Source organism: Enterobacter cloacae complex sp. I3, from assembly GCF_014896175.1.
GTDB lineage: Bacteria > Pseudomonadota > Gammaproteobacteria > Enterobacterales > Enterobacteriaceae > Enterobacter > Enterobacter bugandensis.
This window is the reverse complement of sequence record NZ_JADBQZ010000005.1, coordinates 1-20,018: the sequence shown is the minus strand read 5'-3', so window position 1 is coordinate 20,018 and position 20,018 is coordinate 1. Positions and strand designations below refer to the sequence as shown.

Below are 20,018 nucleotides of genomic sequence, written 5' to 3'. Positions count from 1 at the left end.
ACATCTGCATGTTACACGCGAGCAAAAATAAAGGCGACCTGTGGCCGCCTTTATTTACGTTTGTTACTGACTTGTAAAGATTATTTACCTTGTTCAGCCAGTCCGTCGAGGTAGCGTTCAGCGTCCAGCGCGGCCATACAGCCGGTGCCCGCAGAGGTGATCGCCTGACGATAAATATGGTCCATCACGTCACCGGCAGCGAACACGCCCGGGATGCTGGTCTGGGTCGCGTTACCGTGAATGCCGGACTGCACTTTGATATAGCCGTTTTCCAGCTCCAGCTGGCCTTCGAAGATCGCGGTGTTCGGGCTGTGGCCGATTGCCACAAACAGGCCCGCCACTTCCAGCGTTTCGACGTTATCGGTGTTCTGGGTATCACGAATGCGCAGACCCGCAACGCCCATCTGATCGCCGGTGACTTCTTCCAGGGTACGGTTGGTGTGCAGCACGATGTTGCCGCTCGCCACTTTATCCATCAGGCGCTTAATGAGGATCTTCTCGGCGCGGAAGGTGTCACGACGGTGGATCAGATGCACCTCGGAGGCAATGTTCGCCAGGTACAGCGCTTCTTCCACCGCGGTATTACCGCCGCCGATAACCGCGACTTTCTGGTTACGGTAGAAGAAACCGTCGCAGGTCGCACAGGCAGAGACGCCGCGGCCTTTGAACGCTTCTTCAGACGGCAGGCCGAGATAACGGGCAGAGGCGCCGGTGGCAATGATTAGCGCATCGCAGGTGTATTCACCGCTGTCACCCGTCAGGCGGAACGGACGGTTCTGCAAATCCACTTTATTAATGTGGTCGAACAGGATTTCGGTTTCGAATTTGGCGGCATGCTCGTGCATGCGTTCCATCAGCAGCGGCCCGGTCAGATCGTTCGGGTCGCCCGGCCAGTTTTCCACTTCCGTGGTGGTGGTCAACTGACCGCCTTTTTCCATGCCGGTGATCAGAACCGGCTGCAGGTTTGCGCGTGCAGCATAGACCGCCGCGGTATATCCCGCAGGTCCAGAACCAAGGATTAACAACTTACTGTGTTTGGTCGTGCCCATGAGATCCCCATTGTTGTTGGCAGGCAATGGGCTGGATTGTAGGGAATTTGTTGCCGTAAAAAAAGAGCACTGGGATTTTGCTTTCGATATATGCAATAGCTGCGCCCGATGAATCTAGTGCCGTTACGTCACGTTTTCTACTGAAAACCGCTCGTTTATAAAGCAGTAAAATGAGGATTAATACCCCCCCGTAATGAATATCCGGCATCTTGTACTAAAAAACGATGTTTTGCTTTGACAATCCCCTGCGCATTTGCGAAAACATTCAAGGAAGAAAAAAAACCGCGTTAACCGTATGCCGCATAGGCATGCACGTAAATGCCATTTTTACCGTGTCAGTGAAATCTACGCATGGCGTGGACAGACGCCATACGTGATGTCGGTGACAGCCTTCGGGCAGCGGTCTTCTTACCAACAGAACCCGAATCCGCATCGCGTCTAATACATAACCAGGCGATGTGATGACTAACGGGTACAGGCTCTGAACAGTGATGTGCACAGGGTCCAGGCAGGAGTAGGGAAGGAATACAGAGAGACAATAATAATGGTAGATAGCAAGAAGCGCCCTGGCAAAGATCTCGACCGTATCGATCGTAACATTCTTAATGAATTGCAAAAGGATGGGCGTATTTCCAACGTCGAGCTTTCAAAACGTGTGGGACTTTCCCCGACGCCGTGCCTTGAGCGTGTGCGCCGACTGGAAAGACAGGGTTTTATTCAGGGCTATACGGCTCTGCTGAACCCGCATTATCTGGATGCCTCACTTCTGGTATTTGTTGAGATTACTCTGAATCGTGGTGCGCCGGATGTGTTTGAGCAATTTAACGCCGCTGTACAAAAACTTGAAGAAATTCAAGAGTGTCATCTGGTGTCCGGTGATTTCGACTACCTGTTGAAAACCCGTGTGCCTGATATGTCCGCCTACCGTAAGCTGCTGGGGGAAACCCTGCTGCGTCTGCCAGGCGTGAACGACACCCGTACCTATGTGGTGATGGAAGAAGTCAAACAGAGCAATCGTCTGGTTATTAAGACGCGCTAACACGGAACAGGTGCAAAATCAGCGTAGTTTGATTACACTCCTGTTAATCCATACAGCAACAGTGCCGGGGAGCCCCGGCGCTGTTGTCCGTTTTAGCAAACAGGCAGGATATGCCTGATACCTGGAGAGCCTTTCTTGAGCCAGGAATACACTGAAGACAAAGAAGTCACACTATCGAAGCTAAGCAGCGGACGTCGTCTCCTCGAGGCTTTGCTGATCGTTATTGCCCTTTTTGCCGTCTGGCTGATGGCAGCCTTACTCAGTTTCAATCCCTCCGATCCCAGCTGGTCGCAAACCGCGTGGCATGAGCCTATCCATAATTTAGGTGGCGTACCCGGAGCCTGGCTTGCGGACACGCTCTTTTTCATTTTCGGTGTGATGGCCTACACCATTCCCGTCATAATCATTGGCGGATGCTGGTTTGCATGGCGTCATCGTCAGAACGATGATTACATCGACTATTTTGCGGTTTCCCTGCGCCTGATTGGCGCCCTGGCGCTGATCCTCACCTCCTGCGGGCTGGCGGCGATTAATGCCGATGATATCTGGTACTTCGCCTCCGGTGGGGTGATTGGCAGCCTGCTGAGCTCTGCGCTACAGCCGATGCTTCACAGCAGCGGCGGCACGCTGGCGCTGCTCTGCATCTGGGCGGCCGGGCTGACGCTGTTTACCGGCTGGTCATGGGTGAGCATTGCCGAAAAGATCGGCAGCTTTATTCTTACGATCCTGACCTTCGCGAGCAACCGTACCCGCCGCGACGACACGTGGGTCGATGAAGAAGAATATGAAGATGAGTACGAAGAGGAAGACGATGCGCCGGTGCAACGTCGTGAATCTCGTCGTGCTCGTATTCTGCGCGGTGCCCTGGCGCGTCGACAGCGCGTTGCTGAAAAATTTGCCAACCCGCTTGGACGTAAAACCGACGCGGCGCTCTTCTCCGGTAAGCGTATGGATGAAGACGAGCAGGTGGAGTACCGCGCAGCGGGTAGTACAGTCGATCCTGATGATGTGCTTTTCTCCGGCAACCGTGCGATGCCGGGTGATTTCGATGAATACGATCCGCTGCTTAACGGCCATACCGTTACCGCGCCGGTTGCCGCGGCCGCAGCCGCAACGACAGCATCACAGGCGTATGCCGCGCCTGTCGAAGCCGTGATGCCATCCGCGCCGGTTCCGCCTCCGGAATCCGCTATTCAGCAGCCTCAGGTTGCCTGGCAGACCGCGCCGGGTGTCCACACGCCGGAGCCTGTTATCGCGCCGGAACCAGAGAGCTATATCCCCGTGCAGCAGGAGCAGTGGCAGCAGCCTTATCAGCCGCCGCAACCTGAGTATGAACAGCCGCACTATGAGCAGCCTGTGGCCCAGCCTTATCAGGAGTACGTGCCTGAACCGGTTGAACCTGTGCAGCCTTATGTCGAGCCTCAGCCTGAACCTGAGGTGGTGGAAGAGGTGAAACCGTCTCGTCCGCCAATGTACTATTTTGAAGAAGTTGAAGAACGCCGTGCTCGTGAGCGCGAACAGCTGGCGGCATGGTATCAGCCTGTGCCTGAACCGGTGCAGGAACCTGCGCCAAAAGCCCCGTCGGTTTCGGTTCCACCGGTCGACCCGACGCCTGCTGTTGCCCCCGTAGCGGAAAGCGTGAAGCAGGCTACCGCAGCCGCAGCGGCGGCGGCACCTGTCTTTAGCCTGGCAACGGGCGGTGCGCCGCGTCCGCAGGTGAAAGAGGGAATTGGTCCGCAACTGCCTCGCCCTAACCGCGTCCGCGTTCCAACTCGTCGTGAGCTTGCCTCCTATGGGATCAAGCTGCCTTCCCAGCGGATGGCCGAAGAGAAAGCGCGTGGGACGGACTACGAAGATGATGCTGATGAAATGCAGCAGGACGAGCTGGCGCGCCAGTTCGCCGCGCAGCAGAATCAGCGCTACGGTGAAGACTATCAGCATGATGAACCGATGCTGGAAGACGAAGATGACGCGGCTGAAGCCGAATTAGCGCGTCAGTTTGCGGCAACCCAGCAGCAGCGTTACTCAGGTGAACAGCCAGCTGGTGCGAACCCGTTCTCATTATCGGATTTCGAGTTTTCGCCGATGAAAGATCTGGTGGATGATGGCCCGAGCGAGCCTCTGTTCACCCCAAGCGTGATGCCTGAAGCTGAGCCTGTGCGTCAGCCGCCAGCGCCGCAGGCACAGACTTACGCGCAGCCGCAGCAACCTGTTCAGCAGCCGTATGCGCAACCGCAGCAGCCACAACAGCAGCCGCCGCAGTACCAGCAGCCAGCACCGCAGCCGCAGGAGAGCCTGATTCACCCGCTGCTGATGCGTAACGGTGATAGCCGTCCGCTGCAGCGTCCGAGCACGCCGCTGCCGTCGCTGGATCTGCTGACGCCGCCACCGGCTGAAGTCGAACCGGTTGATACGTTTGCCCTGGAGCAGATGGCCCGTCTGGTGGAAGCCCGTCTGGCAGACTTCCGCATTAAGGCGGACGTGGTGAACTACTCGCCGGGTCCGGTGATCACCCGTTTCGAACTGAACCTGGCGCCGGGCGTCAAAGCCGCGCGTATTTCTAACCTCTCCCGCGACCTGGCGCGTTCTCTGTCGACCGTGGCGGTACGTGTGGTGGAAGTGATTCCGGGTAAACCGTACGTTGGCCTTGAGCTGCCGAACAAGAAACGTCAGACCGTTTACCTGCGTGAAGTGCTGGATAACACCAAGTTCCGCGATAACCCATCTCCTCTGACCGTGGTGTTGGGTAAAGATATCGCCGGCGACCCGGTGGTGGCAGACCTCGCGAAAATGCCTCACCTGCTGGTAGCGGGTACTACCGGTTCCGGTAAATCGGTCGGCGTGAACGCCATGATCCTGAGCATGCTCTACAAAGCGCAGCCTGAAGACGTGCGTTTCATCATGATCGACCCGAAAATGCTCGAACTGTCGGTCTACGAAGGCATTCCGCACCTGCTGACGGAAGTGGTCACCGACATGAAGGACGCCGCCAACGCCCTGCGCTGGAGCGTCAATGAAATGGAGCGTCGCTACAAGCTGATGTCGGCGCTGGGCGTGCGTAACCTGGCCGGTTATAACGAGAAGATCGCCGAGGCGGCGCGCATGGGTCGTCCGATTCCGGACCCATACTGGAAGCCGGGTGACAGCATGGATGCCCAGCATCCTGTGCTGGAGAAACTGCCTTATATCGTCGTGCTGGTGGATGAATTCGCCGACCTGATGATGACCGTCGGGAAGAAAGTGGAAGAGCTGATCGCGCGTCTGGCACAGAAAGCGCGTGCGGCAGGTATTCACCTGGTGCTGGCGACCCAGCGTCCGTCCGTGGACGTTATCACCGGTCTGATTAAGGCGAATATTCCGACCCGTATTGCGTTTACCGTTTCGAGCAAAATCGACTCCCGTACTATTCTTGACCAGGGCGGCGCTGAGTCGCTGCTGGGAATGGGTGACATGCTGTACTCCGGCCCGAACTCCACCTCTCCGGTGCGCGTACACGGCGCGTTTGTTCGCGACCAGGAAGTACACGCCGTGGTGCAGGACTGGAAGGCGCGCGGACGTCCGCAGTACGTTGACGGCATTACCTCCGACAGCGAAAGCGAAGGCGGCGGTGGTGGCTTTGACGGCGGCGAAGAGCTGGATCCGTTATTCGACCAGGCGGTTAATTTCGTTACTGAAAAACGCAAAGCGTCCATCTCTGGCGTGCAGCGTCAGTTCCGCATCGGCTATAACCGCGCGGCGCGCATCATCGAGCAGATGGAAGCGCAGGGCATTGTGAGCGAGCAGGGGCACAACGGTAACCGTGAGGTGCTGGCTCCGCCGCCGTTTGATTAACCTTCAGCGATTGCAAAGAAGGGTAAATCAGCAAAAATTAAGCATATTCTTCTGTCGCCTGCCTTCGGGCAGGTCCAGAATAGAAACGGAAACCCCATTTCGGGAAGACGTATTTTAAGGAATAACAATGAAAAAAATCGCCATCGCCTGTGCATTACTCACCAGTTTTGTAGCCAGCAGCGTCTGGGCTGATGCAGCCAGCGACCTTAAAAGCCGACTGGATAAAGTAAGCAGCTTCCACGCCAGCTTCACGCAAAAAGTGACGGACGGCAGCGGCAACGCGGTGCAGGAAGGACAGGGTGATTTGTGGGTGAAACGCCCCAATCTGTTTAACTGGCACATGACCCAGCCGGATGAGAGCATCCTGGTTTCTGACGGTAAAACCCTGTGGTTCTTCAACCCGTTTGTTGAGCAGGCCACTGCGACCTGGCTGAAAGACGCGACCAGCAATACGCCGTTTATGCTGATCGCCCGCAACCAGACCAGCGACTGGCAGCAGTACAACATTAAACAGAATGGTGATGAGTTTGTCCTGACGCCGAAAGGCAGCAACGGCAATCTGAAGCAGTTCACCATCAACGTAAGCACCAACGGTACCATTAATCAGTTCGGCGCGGTTGAGCAGGACGATCAGCGCAGCAGCTACCAGCTTAAGTCTCAGCAAAACGGCGCCGTTGACGCATCGAAATTCACCTTTACCCCGCCGCAGGGCGTAACGGTGGACGACCAACGCAATAAGTAAGAGGCGTGAGTGAGCAACCTGTCGCTCGATTTTTCAGATAATGCGTTTCAACCTCTGGCCGCCCGTATGCGGCCAGAAAATTTAGCGCAGTACATCGGTCAGCAGCATCTGCTGGCTGCGGGGAAACCCTTGCCGCGCGCTATTGAGGCGGGGCATCTGCACTCCATGATCCTCTGGGGGCCGCCCGGCACCGGAAAAACCACGCTCGCTGAAGTGATCGCCCGCTATGCCAACGCGGACGTTGAGCGTATCTCGGCGGTAACGTCTGGCGTGAAGGAGATCCGCGAGGCGATCGAGCGCGCGCGTCAAAACCGCAATGCCGGACGCCGCACCATTCTCTTTGTCGATGAAGTCCACCGCTTCAACAAGAGCCAGCAGGATGCTTTCCTGCCGCACATTGAAGACGGGACGATCTTCTTCATCGGCGCCACCACCGAAAACCCGTCGTTTGAACTCAACTCGGCGCTGCTGTCCCGCGCCCGCGTCTACCTGCTTAAATCCCTGACCACGGAAGATATCGAAAAGGTTCTGACCCAGGCAATGGACGACAAAGCGCGGGGTTACGGCGGGCAGGATATCGTTCTGCCTGACGACACGCGACGTGCGATTGCGGAGCTGGTCAACGGCGATGCGCGCCGCGCGCTGAACATGCTCGAAATGATGGCCGATATGGCAGAAGTGGACGATGCGGGCAAGCGCGTATTGAAGCCTGAACTGCTCACCGAAATTGCTGGCGAGCGCAGCGCGCGTTTCGATAATAAAGGCGACCGTTTCTACGACCTGATCTCGGCGCTGCATAAGTCGGTGCGCGGCAGCGCGCCGGATGCTGCGCTCTACTGGTACGCACGTATCATTACCGCAGGTGGCGATCCGCTATACGTTGCGCGCCGCTGTCTGGCGATTGCGTCAGAAGATGTTGGCAATGCTGACCCACGCGCCATGCAGGTTGCGCTTTCAGCCTGGGACTGCTTCACCCGCGTAGGCCCGGCGGAAGGCGAACGCGCCATTGCGCAGGCGATTGTCTATCTGGCCTGCGCGCCGAAAAGCAATGCGGTCTATACCGCGTTCAAAGCGGCGATGTCGGATGCGCGCGAGCGCCCGGACTATGATGTGCCGGTTCATCTGCGCAATGCGCCAACCAAACTGATGAAAGAGATGGGTTACGGGCAGGAGTATCGCTACGCCCATGATGAGCCTAACGCCTACGCCGCCGGGGAGGAATATTTCCCGCAGGAGATGGCACAAACGCGCTATTATCATCCCACAAACAGAGGTCTTGAAGGCAAGATTGGTGAAAAGCTCACCTGGCTCGCCGGACAGGATCAAAATAGCCCTATAAAACGCTACCGTTAGTTCAATCGTTGCGGTAATGTTGGCAATTGTATCCTTGTGACCGCAGGCTGTGGTCACATTTCCTATTTTAATTCGATAAGCACAGGATAAGCATGCTCGATCCCAATCTGCTGCGTAATGAGCCAGACGCAGTCGCTGAAAAACTGGCACGCCGGGGCTTTAAGCTGGATGTAGATAAGCTGCGCGCTCTTGAAGAGCGTCGTAAAGTACTGCAGGTACAAACTGAAAATCTGCAGGCAGAGCGTAACTCTCGATCGAAATCCATTGGCCAGGCGAAAGCGCGCGGGGAAGATATTGAGCCATTACGCCTGGAAGTGAACAAGCTGGGTGAAGAGCTGGATCAGGCGAAAGCGGAGCTGGACGTTCTTCAGGCCGAAATTCGTGACATCGCTCTGGCTATCCCGAACATTCCTGACGAGAGCGTGCCTGTCGGCAAAGACGAGAACGACAACGTTGAAGTGAAGCGCTGGGGTACGCCTCGCGAGTTTGACTTCGAAGTGCGCGATCACGTGACGCTGGGCGAAATGCACGCGGGCCTGGACTTTGCCGCTGCGGTTAAGCTGACCGGCTCTCGCTTCGTAGTAATGAAAGGTCAAATTGCCCATCTGCACCGCGCCCTGGCGCAGTTCATGCTGGATCTGCACACCGAGCAGCACGGCTACAGCGAAACCTATGTTCCGTATCTGGTTAACCACGATACGCTGTACGGTACGGGCCAGCTGCCGAAATTTGCCGGCGATCTGTTCCATACCCGTCCGCTGGATGAAGAAGCAGACAGCAGCAACTATGCGCTGATCCCAACTGCGGAAGTGCCGCTGACCAACCTCGTGCGTGATGAGATCATTGACGAAGACGATCTGCCAATCAAGCTGACGGCACACTCTCCATGCTTCCGTTCAGAAGCCGGTTCTTACGGTCGCGACACCCGTGGTCTGATCCGTATGCACCAGTTCGACAAAGTCGAGATGGTGCAGATCGTCCGTCCGGAAGAATCCATGGACGCGCTGGAAGAGATGACTGGCCATGCGGAAAAAGTGCTGGAGCTGCTGGGCCTGCCGTATCGCCGCATGGCGCTGTGCACCGGTGACATGGGCTTTGGTGCCTGCAAAACCTTCGACCTGGAAGTCTGGGTGCCTGCACAGAACACCTACCGTGAAATCTCCTCCTGCTCTAACGTCTGGGATTTCCAGGCGCGCCGCATGCAGGCACGCTGCCGCAGCAAATCTGACAAGAAAACCCGTCTGGTGCATACCCTGAACGGTTCTGGTCTGGCTGTTGGCCGTACGCTGGTTGCTGTGCTGGAAAACTACCAGCAGGCAGATGGCCGCATCGAGATCCCTGAAGTGCTGCGTCCATACATGAAAGGCCAGCAGTACATCGGCTAATTCTTTGCCTCACAACAAAAAAGCGCCTTCGGGCGCTTTTTTTATGCCTCTGAATTGACACGACGCAATACCCCCTCCCTCTAAAGTAGTAATACTCCTCCGAATGAAAGTCAGCATAAGACGCTGATAACGAGGAAATTCGTTATTTACAAAACTATATAGCGGTTCGTGCCGCCTCTTTTTTCTTTGTGAGCAACCAAAGTGAGTCTCTATGAAAATCAAAGCGCCTGAAGCGTTAATGGCTGCCGAGGTCACTCGCCGTGGGTTGATGAAAACCACGGCAATAGGCGGCCTGGCTGTAGCCAGCAGCGCCTTCACGCTCCCTTTTACCCGGCTGGCGTCGGCGGCGGACGCACTATCCGCAGCCGCAGCTCCGGAAAAAGTGGTGTGGAGTGCGTGTACCGTAAACTGCGGTAGCCGTTGTCCGCTGCGTATGCACGTGGTGGATGGCGAAATTAAGTATGTCGAAACCGACAACACCGGGGACGATAACTACGAAGGGTTACACCAGGTTCGCGCCTGCCTGCGCGGTCGCTCCATGCGTCGCCGCGTCTACAACCCGGATCGTCTGAAATACCCAATGAAGCGTGTCGGTAAGCGTGGGGAAGGGAAGTTTGAGCGCATTAGCTGGGACGAAGCCTACGACATTATCGCCACCAACATGCAGCGCCTGATCAAAGAGTACGGCAACGAGTCCATCTACCTGAACTATGGCACCGGGACGCTGGGCGGCACGCTGACCCGCTCCTGGCCACCGGGTAAAACGCTGGTGGCGCGTCTGATGAACTGCTGCGGCGGTTATCTCAACCACTACGGCGACTACTCTTCCGCACAGATTGCCGCAGGTCTGAACTATACCTACGGCGGCTGGGCCGACGGCAACAGCCCGTCCGATATCGAAAACAGTAAGCTGGTCGTCCTGTTCGGTAACAACCCGGGCGAAACCCGCATGAGCGGCGGCGGGGTGACGTACTACCTCGAACAGGCCCGCGCCAAATCCAATGCCCGCATGATCATTATCGATCCGCGCTATACCGACACCGGTGCCGGGCGCGAAGATGAGTGGATCCCCATTCGTCCCGGTACCGATGCGGCACTGGTTTCCGCGCTGGCGTGGGTGATGATTACTGAAAACCTCGTCGATCAGCCGTTCCTTGATAAATACTGCGTCGGTTATGACGAGAAAACGCTGCCAGCCAGTGCCCCTGCCAATGGTCACTACAAGGCATATATTCTCGGCCAGGGCAGCGACGGCGTAGCGAAAACGCCGGAGTGGGCCTCCACCATCACCGGTATTCCGGTCGAGCGCATTGTTCAGCTGGCGCGTGAGATAGGTTCAGCTAAACCGGCCTACATCAGCCAGGGCTGGGGACCGCAGCGTCATGCGAATGGTGAAATCGCCACCCGCGCTATCTCCATGCTTTCAATTCTGACCGGCAACGTCGGCGTTCATGGCGGTAACACCGGCGCGCGCGAAGGTTCTTATGAAGTGCCGTTTGAGCGGATGCCGACGCTGGACAACCCGGTTCAGACCAGCATCTCCATGTTTATGTGGACTGACGCAATCGAGCGCGGTCCGGAAATGACCGCGCTGCGCGACGGCGTTCGGGGCAAAGACAAGCTGGATGTGCCGATCAAGATGATCTGGAACTACGCCGGCAACTGCCTTATCAACCAGCACTCGGAAATCAACCGCACCCATGAAATTCTGCAGGACGACAAGAAGTGCGAGATGATTGTGGTGATCGACTGCCACATGACCTCCTCGGCAAAATATGCCGATATTCTGCTGCCGGACTGCACCGCGTCTGAGCAGATGGATTTCGCGCTGGACGCTTCCTGCGGCAACATGTCCTACGTGATCTTTACCGACCAGGCCATCAAGCCGCGCTTCGAGTGCAAAACCATCTATGAGATGACCTCCGAACTGGCGAAGCGATTGGGCGTCGAACAGCAGTTTACCGAAGGGCGTACTCAGGAAGGGTGGATGCGCCATCTGCACGAGCTCTCTCGTAAAGCAATTCCCGATCTGCCGGACTTCGACACCTTCCGCAAGCAGGGCATGTACAAGCAGCGTGACCCGGAAGGGCATCACGTGGCGTATAAAGCGTTCCGTGAAGATCCGCAGGCGAATCCGCTGACCACGCCGTCGGGCAAAATCGAAATCTACTCCGAAGCGCTGGCAAAAATCGCGTCTACCTGGGAGCTGCCGGAAGGAGATGTTATCGATCCGCTGCCGATCTACACGCCGGGGTTCGAAAACTATAACGATCCGCTGACGGCGAAATTCCCGCTGCAGCTGACCGGTTTCCACTATAAGGCGCGTGTGCACTCCACCTACGGCAACGTTGACGTACTGAAGGCCGCCTGCCGCCAGGAGATGTGGATCAACCCGATGGATGCCAAAGCACGTGGTATCCGTAACGGGGATCGCGTGCGTATCTTTAACGGTCGCGGCGAGGTACACATTGAAGCCAAAGTGACACCGCGCATGATGCCTGGCGTAGTGGCACTGGGGGAAGGGGCCTGGTACAGCCCGGATGCCAACGGCATCGACCAGGCAGGCAGTATTAACGTCCTGACCACGCAGCGTCCGTCGCCGCTGGCGAAAGGCAACCCGTCTCACACAAACCTTGTCCAGGTTGAAAAGGTTTAAGGAGTAACCGATGACAACCCAGTATGGATTTTTCATTGATTCCAGCCGTTGCACCGGGTGCAAAACCTGCGAGCTGGCCTGTAAAGATTATAAAGATCTCACCCCGGACGTGAGCTTCCGCCGCATTTACGAATACGCCGGGGGCGACTGGCAGGAAGATAACGGCGTCTGGCATCAGAACGTCTTTGCCTATTACCTGTCGATTGCCTGTAACCACTGTGAAGATCCGGCCTGCACCAAGGTGTGCCCGAGCGGGGCGATGCACAAGCGGGAGGACGGTTTTGTGGTGGTGGATGAAGATGTCTGCATCGGCTGTCGCTACTGCCATATGGCGTGCCCGTACGGCGCGCCGCAGTACAACGCCGCTAAAGGACATATGACCAAGTGCGACGGCTGCCACAGCCGCGTAGCGGACGGCAAAAAGCCAATCTGCGTCGAGTCCTGCCCGCTGCGCGCGCTGGATTTTGGTCCGATAGAAGAGCTGCGTCAGAAACACGGTCAGCTTGCCGCTGTGGCACCGCTGCCGTCCGCGCACTTCACGAAGCCGAGTATTGTCATTAAACCTAACGCCAACAGCCGTCCGACGGGTGACACCACCGGCTACCTGGCAAATCCGAAGGAGGTGTGAGATGGGAAGTGGATGGCATGAATGGCCGCTGATGATCTTCACGGTCTTTGGGCAGTGCGTAGTGGGCGGCTTTATTGTTCTGGCGCTGGCGCTGTTAAAAGGGAACCTCAATGCCGAACAGCAGCAGCGTTTAGTGTTGAGCATGTTTGGCCTGTGGGTGCTGATGGGGATTGGATTTATCGCCTCTACGCTGCACCTGGGCTCACCGATGCGCGCGTTCAACTCCCTGAACCGCGTGGGGGCGTCGTCGCTCAGTAACGAAATTGCCAGCGGGGCAATCTTCTTTGCCGTCGGCGGGCTGGGGTGGCTGCTGGCTGCGTTGAAAAAATTGCCTGCGGGCCTGCGCAGCCTGTGGCTGATCGTCACCATGGTACTGGGCGTGGTGTTCGTGTGGATGATGGTGCGCGTCTATAACACCATCGATACCGTTCCTACCTGGTACAGCGTCTGGACGCCGATGAGCTTCTTCCTGACGATGTTTATCGGCGGGCCGCTGCTGGGCTACCTGCTGCTGCGCGTGGCGGGGGTAAACGGTTGGGCAATGCGTCTGCTGCCAGCCGTTTCGCTGCTGGCGCTGGTGGTGAGCGCGATGGTCGCCCTGATGCAGGGGGCCGAGCTGGCAACCATTCACAACTCTATCCAGCAGGCTTCTGCGCTGGTGCCGGACTACGGTTCGCTGATGGCCTGGCGTGTGGTGTTGCTGGCAGCTGCGCTGGTGTGCTGGATCGGCCCTCAGCTTAAAGGTTATCAGCCTGCACTGCCGCTCCTGTCACTGGCTTTTGTGCTGGTGCTGGTAGGGGAGTTAATTGGTCGCGGTGTGTTTTACGGCCTGCATATGACGGTCGGTATGGCTATCGCCAGCTAATTTCATTTTTCGTTATAAAAAGCCGGGACATAGCGCCCGGCTTTTCTTTTTTTCATTCATGAAATTTTTCGACTGTCGTTTTGTTTTAATTTCGGTCATTAATAAATAAAAACAGATACATAATTAATATCTATAGCAGGCGCTGCATTAGCAGGATAAGTTTTTTAAATCGACAGGGAACATATTGTGCGAGCCGGTTAAATCTGTGGATTGACTTTGTTTTTGCCAGTGGCATGATGCGCACGAAATCTGAACTTCCTCACGGTTTTTAATCCATGACCACCTATACCCGGCCAGTGCTCCTGTTGCTCTGTGGCCTGCTTCTGTTGACCCTGGCGATCGCTGTGTTAAACACGCTCGTCCCGCTGTGGCTCGCCCATGAAAACTTACCGACCTGGCAGGTGGGTATGGTCAGCTCGTCCTTTTTTACCGGGAACCTGTTGGGCACATTATTAACCGGTAGCCTGATTAAGCGTTTTGGCTTTAATCGCAGCTATTATCTGGCCTCGCTGATTTTCGCTGCCGGGTGCGCCGGTCTGGGTCTGATGGTGGGCTTCTGGAGCTGGATGGCATGGCGCTTTATCGCCGGCATCGGCTGCGCGATGATTTGGGTGGTGGTTGAAAGCGCGCTGATGTGTAGCGGTACCTCCCGCAACCGCGGACGTCTGCTGGCGGCCTATATGATGGTTTACTACGTCGGTACCGTTCTGGGTCAACTGATGGTCAGCAAACTGCCAACCGACCTGATGAGCGTGCTGCCGTGGGTAACCGGCATGGTGCTGGCCGCGATCCTGCCGCTGCTCTTTACGCGCATTGTTAACCAGAACAGCGAACATCAGGAAGCGACCCACGTCTGGCCGATGTTGAGACTCCGTCAGGCGCGTCTGGGCGTAAACGGCTGCATTATTTCGGGAATTGTACTGGGCTCGCTCTATGGCCTGATGCCGCTCTACCTGAATCATCAGGGCGTCAGCGATTCCGGAATTGGTTTCTGGATGGCGGTGATGGTCAGTGCGGGTATTGTGGGGCAATGGCCGATTGGCCGCCTGGCGGACCGTTTTGGTCGTCTGCTGGTGCTGCGCGTTCAGGTCTTCGTGGTGATCATGGGATGCCTTGCGATGCTCAGCAACGCCGCGATGGCGCCTGCACTGTTTATTCTCGGGGCCGCAGGATTCACGCTTTACCCCGTCGCGATGGCGTGGGCCTGTGAGAAAGTAGAACATCACCAGCTCGTGGCAATGAACCAGGCGCTATTATTAAGCTATACCATCGGTAGCCTGCTGGGACCGACATTTACCGCGATGCTGATGCAGAATTATTCCGACAATTTGCTGTTTATCATGATTGCCAGCGTGTCGTTTATTTATCTCCTGATGCTGCTGCGCAAAGCGGGCGAGCATCCCACCCCTGTGGCGCACGCATGATTAAATAAAAGCCTGTCGATGACAGGCTTTTTTGTCCCTGTCACATATAAGACTTTTACGCATTGTTTGTTTTCCCCGCCTGGCGATAATTCAAATGAGTTCTACCATAAAAGGCAACAATCATGTCTATACGTCGTTTTTCCACTACCGTACTTGCCGTAGTGTTGTCTTTAACGTTTGCAACGGCTCCGGTCATGGCTAATCCTGGAAACGGGAATGGCGGTGGTCATGGAAACAGTGGCGGACAAGGTAATGGCGGCAATCATGGTAACGGGAATTCTGGTAATTCCGGTAACCATGGTAATAAGCAAAATAGCGGAAAGGAAAACCCTGGAAAATCGGATAAGAGCTTCAAAAACAGCAAAGATGTCGGTAATGACGTCGACGCTCGCGTGAGCTTCGATCATGCCCGCCACCTGGCACTGAATTATGGCTTAACGGGCTATGAGTCTCTGCCTCCGGGGATTGCGAAAAACCTCGCACGCGGTAAACCGCTTCCTCCGGGCATTGCGAAGAAGACCGTACCAGCCTCTATGCTCGGCCAGCTTCCTTCCTACCCGGGCTATGAATGGCGCGTGGTCGGGGACGATCTGGTCTTAATTGCGCTGAGTACGGCAATTGTGACCTCCGTAATTAACGGCGTCTTTAAATAGAATATAAAAAGGCCCGGTTCTTACCGGGCCTTCTCTTTAATACATGACCTTGTGGCCATACTGCTCAAGAATACCTTTTACGCGTTCCATCGTCTCTTTTTTCGGCGGCTTCACGCCATCAAGCTTGTACTCTTCGCCCATCGCCACCCATTTATGTTTACCCAGTTCGTGATAGGGCAGAAGCTCAATTTTCTCGACGTTGCCCATGTCGCGGGTAAATTCACCCAGGCGATGTGCGGAGTCATCGTCATCTGACCAGCCGGGAACAACAACGTAGCGGATCCAGGTTTTGATGCCTTTGTCGGCGATGTACTTGGCAAACTCCAGCGTACGGTGGTTAGAAACACCAACCAGATTCTGGTGGATCTCATCGTTCATCTGTTTGAGATCGAGCATCACCAGATCGGTCACGTCGAGCAGTTCATCAATGACCGGATCGTAGCGGCGCACAAAGCCGTTGGTGTCGAGACAGGTATGAATGCCTTCTTTATGGCAGGCGCGGAACCAGTCACGGACAAACTCAGCCTGAAGAATAGCTTCACCGCCGGACGCGGTCACGCCACCGCCGGATGCGTTCATAAAGTGGCGGTAGGTCACCACCTCTTTCATCAGATCTTCCACGGTGACTTCTTTACCGCCGTGCGTGTCCCAGGTGTCGCGGTTATGGCAGTACAGGCAGCGCATCAGGCAGCCCTGGAAAAAGGTAATAAAGCGGATCCCCGGGCCATCGACGGTGCCACAGGATTCAAAGGAGTGAATGCGACCAATAGTTGACATTGCGGTGATATCTCCGAATTTGGCCCATCCGGGGGCCTGTGTAGTTGCACAGCTCAAAGGCTATGTCGAGTCTGTTTTGGCTGTTATCCATAAAGTATAGATAGCGGACAAAAGAGACTGGTGAAGCGAGGGTGTTAAAAAGGCCCCACTTGCGTGGAGCCTTTATTGTACGCTTTTTAACGCGTGATTTCAGTCAATTCCACTTACATGGACTGAGTGAAAGTACGGGTGATAACGTCCTGCTGCTGTTCTTTCGTCAGGGAGTTAAAACGTACTGCGTAGCCAGATACGCGGATGGTCAGCTGAGGATATTTCTCAGGATGTTCCATCGCGTCGAGCAGCATTTCACGGTTCATTACGTTCACGTTCAGGTGCTGACCACCTTCGATGGACGCTTCGTGGTGGAAGTAACCATCCATCAGACCCGCGAGGTTAGTTTTACGCACTTCGTCGTCTTTACCCAGCGCGTTTGGCACGATAGAGAAGGTGTAAGAGATACCATCTTTCGCGTAAGCAAACGGCAGTTTAGCAACGGAGGTCAGAGAAGCTACAGCACCTTTCTGGTCACGACCGTGCATTGGGTTAGCACCTGGGCCAAATGGCGCGCCAGCACGACGACCGTCTGGGGTGTTACCGGTTTTCTTACCATACACAACGTTAGAGGTGATGGTCAGAACAGACTGAGTCGGGATAGCGTTACGGTAGGTAGTGAGTTTCTGAATTTTCTTCATGAAACGTTCTACCAAGTCAACCGCCATGTCATCAACGCGAGCGTCGTTGTTACCAAACTGCGGGTATTCGCCTTCGATTTCGAAGTCTACGGCCAGGCCGTCTTCGTCACGAATTGGTTTAACTTTCGCGTATTTGATTGCAGACAGGGAGTCAGCCGCAACGGACAGACCTGCGATACCACACGCCATGGTGCGGATAACGTCACGGTCGTGCAGCGCCATCAGAGAGGCTTCGTAGCTGTACTTGTCGTGCATGTAGTGGATAACGTTCAGCGCGGTCACGTACTGCTTAGCCAGCCAGTCCATGAAGTGGTCCATGCGCTCCATGACTTCGTCATAGTTCAGCACGTCACCTTTAATTGGCTCAGACTTAGGACCAACCTGCATTTTCAGTTTTTCATCAACGCCACCGTTGATAGCGTACAGCATGGTTTTCGCCAGGTTTGCACGCGCACCGAAGAACTGCATTTGTTTACCAACAACCATTGGGCTCACGCAGCAAGCGATAGCGTAGTCGTCGTTGTTGAAGTCCGGACGCATCAGGTCATCGTTCTCGTACTGCAGAGAAGAGGTGTCGATGGACACTTTAGCGGCGAATTTCTTGAAGTTCAGAGGCAGTTTTTCAGACCACAGAACGGTGATGTTTGGCTCCGGAGAAGGACCCATGGTGTACAGGGTGTTCAGGAAGCGGAAGCTGTTTTTGGTAACCAGCGTACGGCCGTCAACGCCCATACCGCCGATAGATTCGGTTGCCCAGATTGGGTCACCAGAGAACAGTTCATCATATTCTGGGGTACGCAGGAAGCGAACCATACGCAGTTTCATGACCAGGTGGTCAATCATTTCCTGAGCGTCTTGCTCGGTGATTTTGCCTGCTTTCAGGTCACGTTCGATGTACGCATCCAGGAAGGTGGATACGCGGCCGAAGGACATTGCTGCACCGTTCTGAGACTTAACAGCGGCCAGGTAGCCGAAGTAGGTCCACTGGATAGCTTCCTGAGCGTTGGTCGCAGGACCAGAGATATCGCAGCCGTATTTAGCCGCCATCTCTTTGATCTGACCCAGCGCGCGGTGCTGTTCAGCAATTTCTTCACGCAGACGGATAGTCGCTTCCAGGTTTACGCCGTTTTCCAGGTCAGACTGCAGGGAAACGAACTGCGCGTATTTGTCTTTCATCAGGAAGTCGATACCGTACAGCGCAACGCGACGGTAGTCACCGATGATACGGCCACGGCCATAGGCATCTGGCAGACCGGTCAGAACGCCAGATTTACGGCAGTTCAGAATGTCTTTGGTATAAACATCGAATACGCCCTGGTTATGGGTTTTGCGGTATTCGGTGAAGATTTTTTTCAGCATTGGGTCCAGCTCGCGGTTATACGCTTTGCAGGAACCTTCAACCATTTTGATACCACCGAACGGGATGATGGCGCGTTTCAGTGGTGCTTCAGTCTGCAGACCAACAATTTTCTCAAGGGCTTTGTTGATGTAGCCAGCATCGTGAGAAGTGATGGTGGATGCAACGGAGGTGTCAAAATCAACTGGCGCGTGAGTGCGGTTTTCCAGTTTAACGCCTTCCATTACGCTGTCCCACAGCTTGGTGGTCGCGTCAGTTGCGCCAGCCAGGAAGGATTCGTCACCTTCATACGGGGTATAGTTTTTCTGAATGAAGTCACGGACGTTGACTTCATTCTGCCAGTCACCTTTCGCAAAACCTTCCCAGGCTGTGGCTAACTTTTCATTAAGCTCGGACATGTAACACCTACCTTCTTAAGTGGATTTTTTATTTACTGCCTGAGACAACCATTAATGATGGTCGCCGCCACGCAGGTAAATGACCCAGTATGTCAACCCAACTAAAAGACCCCCACCGATAATGTTCCCGATAGTGACGGGGATCAGGTTATCAGTAATGAAATTCATAATAGTCAGGTGAGAGAAACTTTCCGGGGATGAACCAACTGCGGTCCAGAACTCCGGGCTTGCAAAGTTGCGGATAACAATCCCCATCGGGATCATGAACATATTCGCAATACTGTGCTCGAAGCCGCTGGCAACAAACATCGCAACCGGCAGAACCATAATCATGGCTTTATCCATCAGGCTACGGCCAGAGTAGCTCATCCAGACCGCCAGGCAGACCATCAGGTTTGCGAGGATGCCGAGAGCAACGGCTTCGATAAATGTGTGATGCATTTTGTGGTCAGCGGTTTGCAGGACATTAAGCCCCCAGCCGCCGTTGGCGGTCATATACTCGCCAGAGAGCCACATCAACAGAACAAAGAGCAGACAGCCAATCAGGTTACCAACGTAGACGTTAAGCCAGTTGCGCGCCAGTTGACCCCAGGTAATTCTTCCGCTGGCTTTCGCCACAACAATCAGCACCGTTGAGGTGAAGAGGTCGGCGCCGCAAATGACGCAGAGAATCAGACCCAGTGAGAAGCAAATGCCGCCAATCAGTTTGGCCATGCCGAAAGGCATTCCGGCAGTACCGGTGGTGGCGGTGATGTAGAAGACGAAAGCGATAGAGATGAACACACCAGCGGTGATCGCCAGATAGAACGTCTTCATCGGGTGTTTCGTTGCTTTATAGACACCCGCTTCTTCGGCAACTTTTGCCATCGCGGCGGGGAGTAAAAGATCAAAAGGGTTGTCAGCTTTCACACTAACTCTCTCTTTATTAAGTCGGCGACGAGATACTAACAAAGCATTATAGAAGAGAAATTGATATAGATCATATCTCGCCTGGCTTATAGGCCCGCAGTATGTATGGTTTTACAACAAATGCGGAGTAAGTATTTGATTATCCGTATAAAAATAAATTTTAAAAGTTATGAAAAGAGTTGAATTTTTTCGTTCGGCCCCCTTCGAAACAGTTAATTAAT

Annotated in this window: 14 protein-coding genes; 10 read left to right on the top strand and 4 right to left on the bottom strand. The window is 55.1% G+C overall.

Annotated elements, in window-relative coordinates:
• Positions 1–80: 80 nt before the first annotated feature.
• Positions 81–1,049: a thioredoxin-disulfide reductase gene (gene trxB / locus IM271_RS04780; RefSeq protein ID WP_028012555.1), complete on the bottom strand. Its 969-nt coding sequence runs from the start codon at positions 1,047–1,049 to the stop codon at positions 81–83.
• Between the two features lie 544 nt (positions 1,050–1,593).
• Between trxB and lrp the strand changes: the two genes are divergently transcribed.
• From lrp to IM271_RS04730, 10 genes are all read left to right on the top strand, one after another.
• On the top strand, positions 1,594–2,088 hold the full coding sequence (lrp, locus tag IM271_RS04775; RefSeq protein WP_000228469.1) for a leucine-responsive transcriptional regulator Lrp: 495 nt from the start codon (positions 1,594–1,596) through the stop codon (positions 2,086–2,088).
• 135 nt (positions 2,089–2,223) lie between these two features.
• Positions 2,224–5,919 carry a DNA translocase FtsK 4TM domain-containing protein gene (locus tag IM271_RS04770; RefSeq protein ID WP_060572716.1) on the top strand — a complete coding sequence of 1,232 codons (3,696 nt, stop codon included), beginning with the start codon at positions 2,224–2,226 and terminating at the stop codon, positions 5,917–5,919.
• A gap of 127 nt (positions 5,920–6,046) precedes the next feature.
• Positions 6,047–6,661, top strand: a complete 615-nt coding sequence (gene lolA / locus IM271_RS04765) for an outer membrane lipoprotein chaperone LolA (protein ID WP_028012557.1) — start codon at positions 6,047–6,049, stop codon at positions 6,659–6,661.
• Positions 6,662–6,670: 9 nt separating this feature from the next.
• On the top strand, positions 6,671–8,014 hold the full coding sequence (rarA, locus tag IM271_RS04760; protein WP_193052239.1) for a replication-associated recombination protein RarA: 1,344 nt from the start codon (positions 6,671–6,673) through the stop codon (positions 8,012–8,014).
• 92 nt (positions 8,015–8,106) lie between these two features.
• Complete coding sequence (gene serS / locus IM271_RS04755; protein WP_063154575.1) at positions 8,107–9,399, top strand: serine--tRNA ligase; 1,293 nt, start codon at positions 8,107–8,109, stop codon at positions 9,397–9,399.
• Positions 9,400–9,610: 211 nt separating this feature from the next.
• Entirely contained in the window at positions 9,611–12,055 is a 2,445-nt protein-coding gene (gene dmsA, locus IM271_RS04750; protein ID WP_150143212.1) for a dimethylsulfoxide reductase subunit A, read from the top strand.
• Positions 12,056–12,065: 10 nt separating this feature from the next.
• Positions 12,066–12,683: a DMSO/selenate family reductase complex B subunit gene (locus tag IM271_RS04745; protein ID WP_014883208.1), complete on the top strand. Its 618-nt coding sequence runs from the start codon at positions 12,066–12,068 to the stop codon at positions 12,681–12,683.
• A gap of 1 nt (position 12,684) precedes the next feature.
• The gene (locus IM271_RS04740; protein WP_048999366.1) at positions 12,685–13,548 is read left to right on the top strand and encodes a dimethyl sulfoxide reductase anchor subunit family protein; all 864 of its coding nucleotides are present in this window, start codon (positions 12,685–12,687) and stop codon (positions 13,546–13,548) included.
• A gap of 275 nt (positions 13,549–13,823) precedes the next feature.
• A complete protein-coding gene (locus IM271_RS04735) occupies positions 13,824–14,972 on the top strand; it encodes an MFS transporter (protein WP_049136505.1) in 1,149 nt (382 codons plus the stop codon).
• Positions 14,973–15,094: 122 nt separating this feature from the next.
• The gene (locus tag IM271_RS04730) at positions 15,095–15,625 is read left to right on the top strand and encodes an anti-virulence regulator CigR family protein (RefSeq protein ID WP_193052238.1); all 531 of its coding nucleotides are present in this window, start codon (positions 15,095–15,097) and stop codon (positions 15,623–15,625) included.
• A 36-nt stretch (positions 15,626–15,661) separates the two neighbouring features.
• Here the strand turns inward: IM271_RS04730 and pflA are convergent, their stop codons facing one another.
• The 3 genes from pflA to focA all read right to left on the bottom strand — a co-directional run bounded on the left by pflA (position 15,662) and on the right by focA (position 19,797).
• On the bottom strand, positions 15,662–16,402 hold the full coding sequence (gene pflA / locus IM271_RS04725) for a pyruvate formate lyase 1-activating protein (RefSeq protein WP_028012563.1): 741 nt from the start codon (positions 16,400–16,402) through the stop codon (positions 15,662–15,664).
• 203 nt (positions 16,403–16,605) lie between these two features.
• Positions 16,606–18,888 carry a formate C-acetyltransferase gene (pflB, locus tag IM271_RS04720; protein WP_023338210.1) on the bottom strand — a complete coding sequence of 761 codons (2,283 nt, stop codon included), beginning with the start codon at positions 18,886–18,888 and terminating at the stop codon, positions 16,606–16,608.
• A 51-nt stretch (positions 18,889–18,939) separates the two neighbouring features.
• Positions 18,940–19,797: a formate transporter FocA gene (focA, locus tag IM271_RS04715; protein ID WP_028012564.1), complete on the bottom strand. Its 858-nt coding sequence runs from the start codon at positions 19,795–19,797 to the stop codon at positions 18,940–18,942.
• Positions 19,798–20,018: the final 221 nt, after the last annotated feature.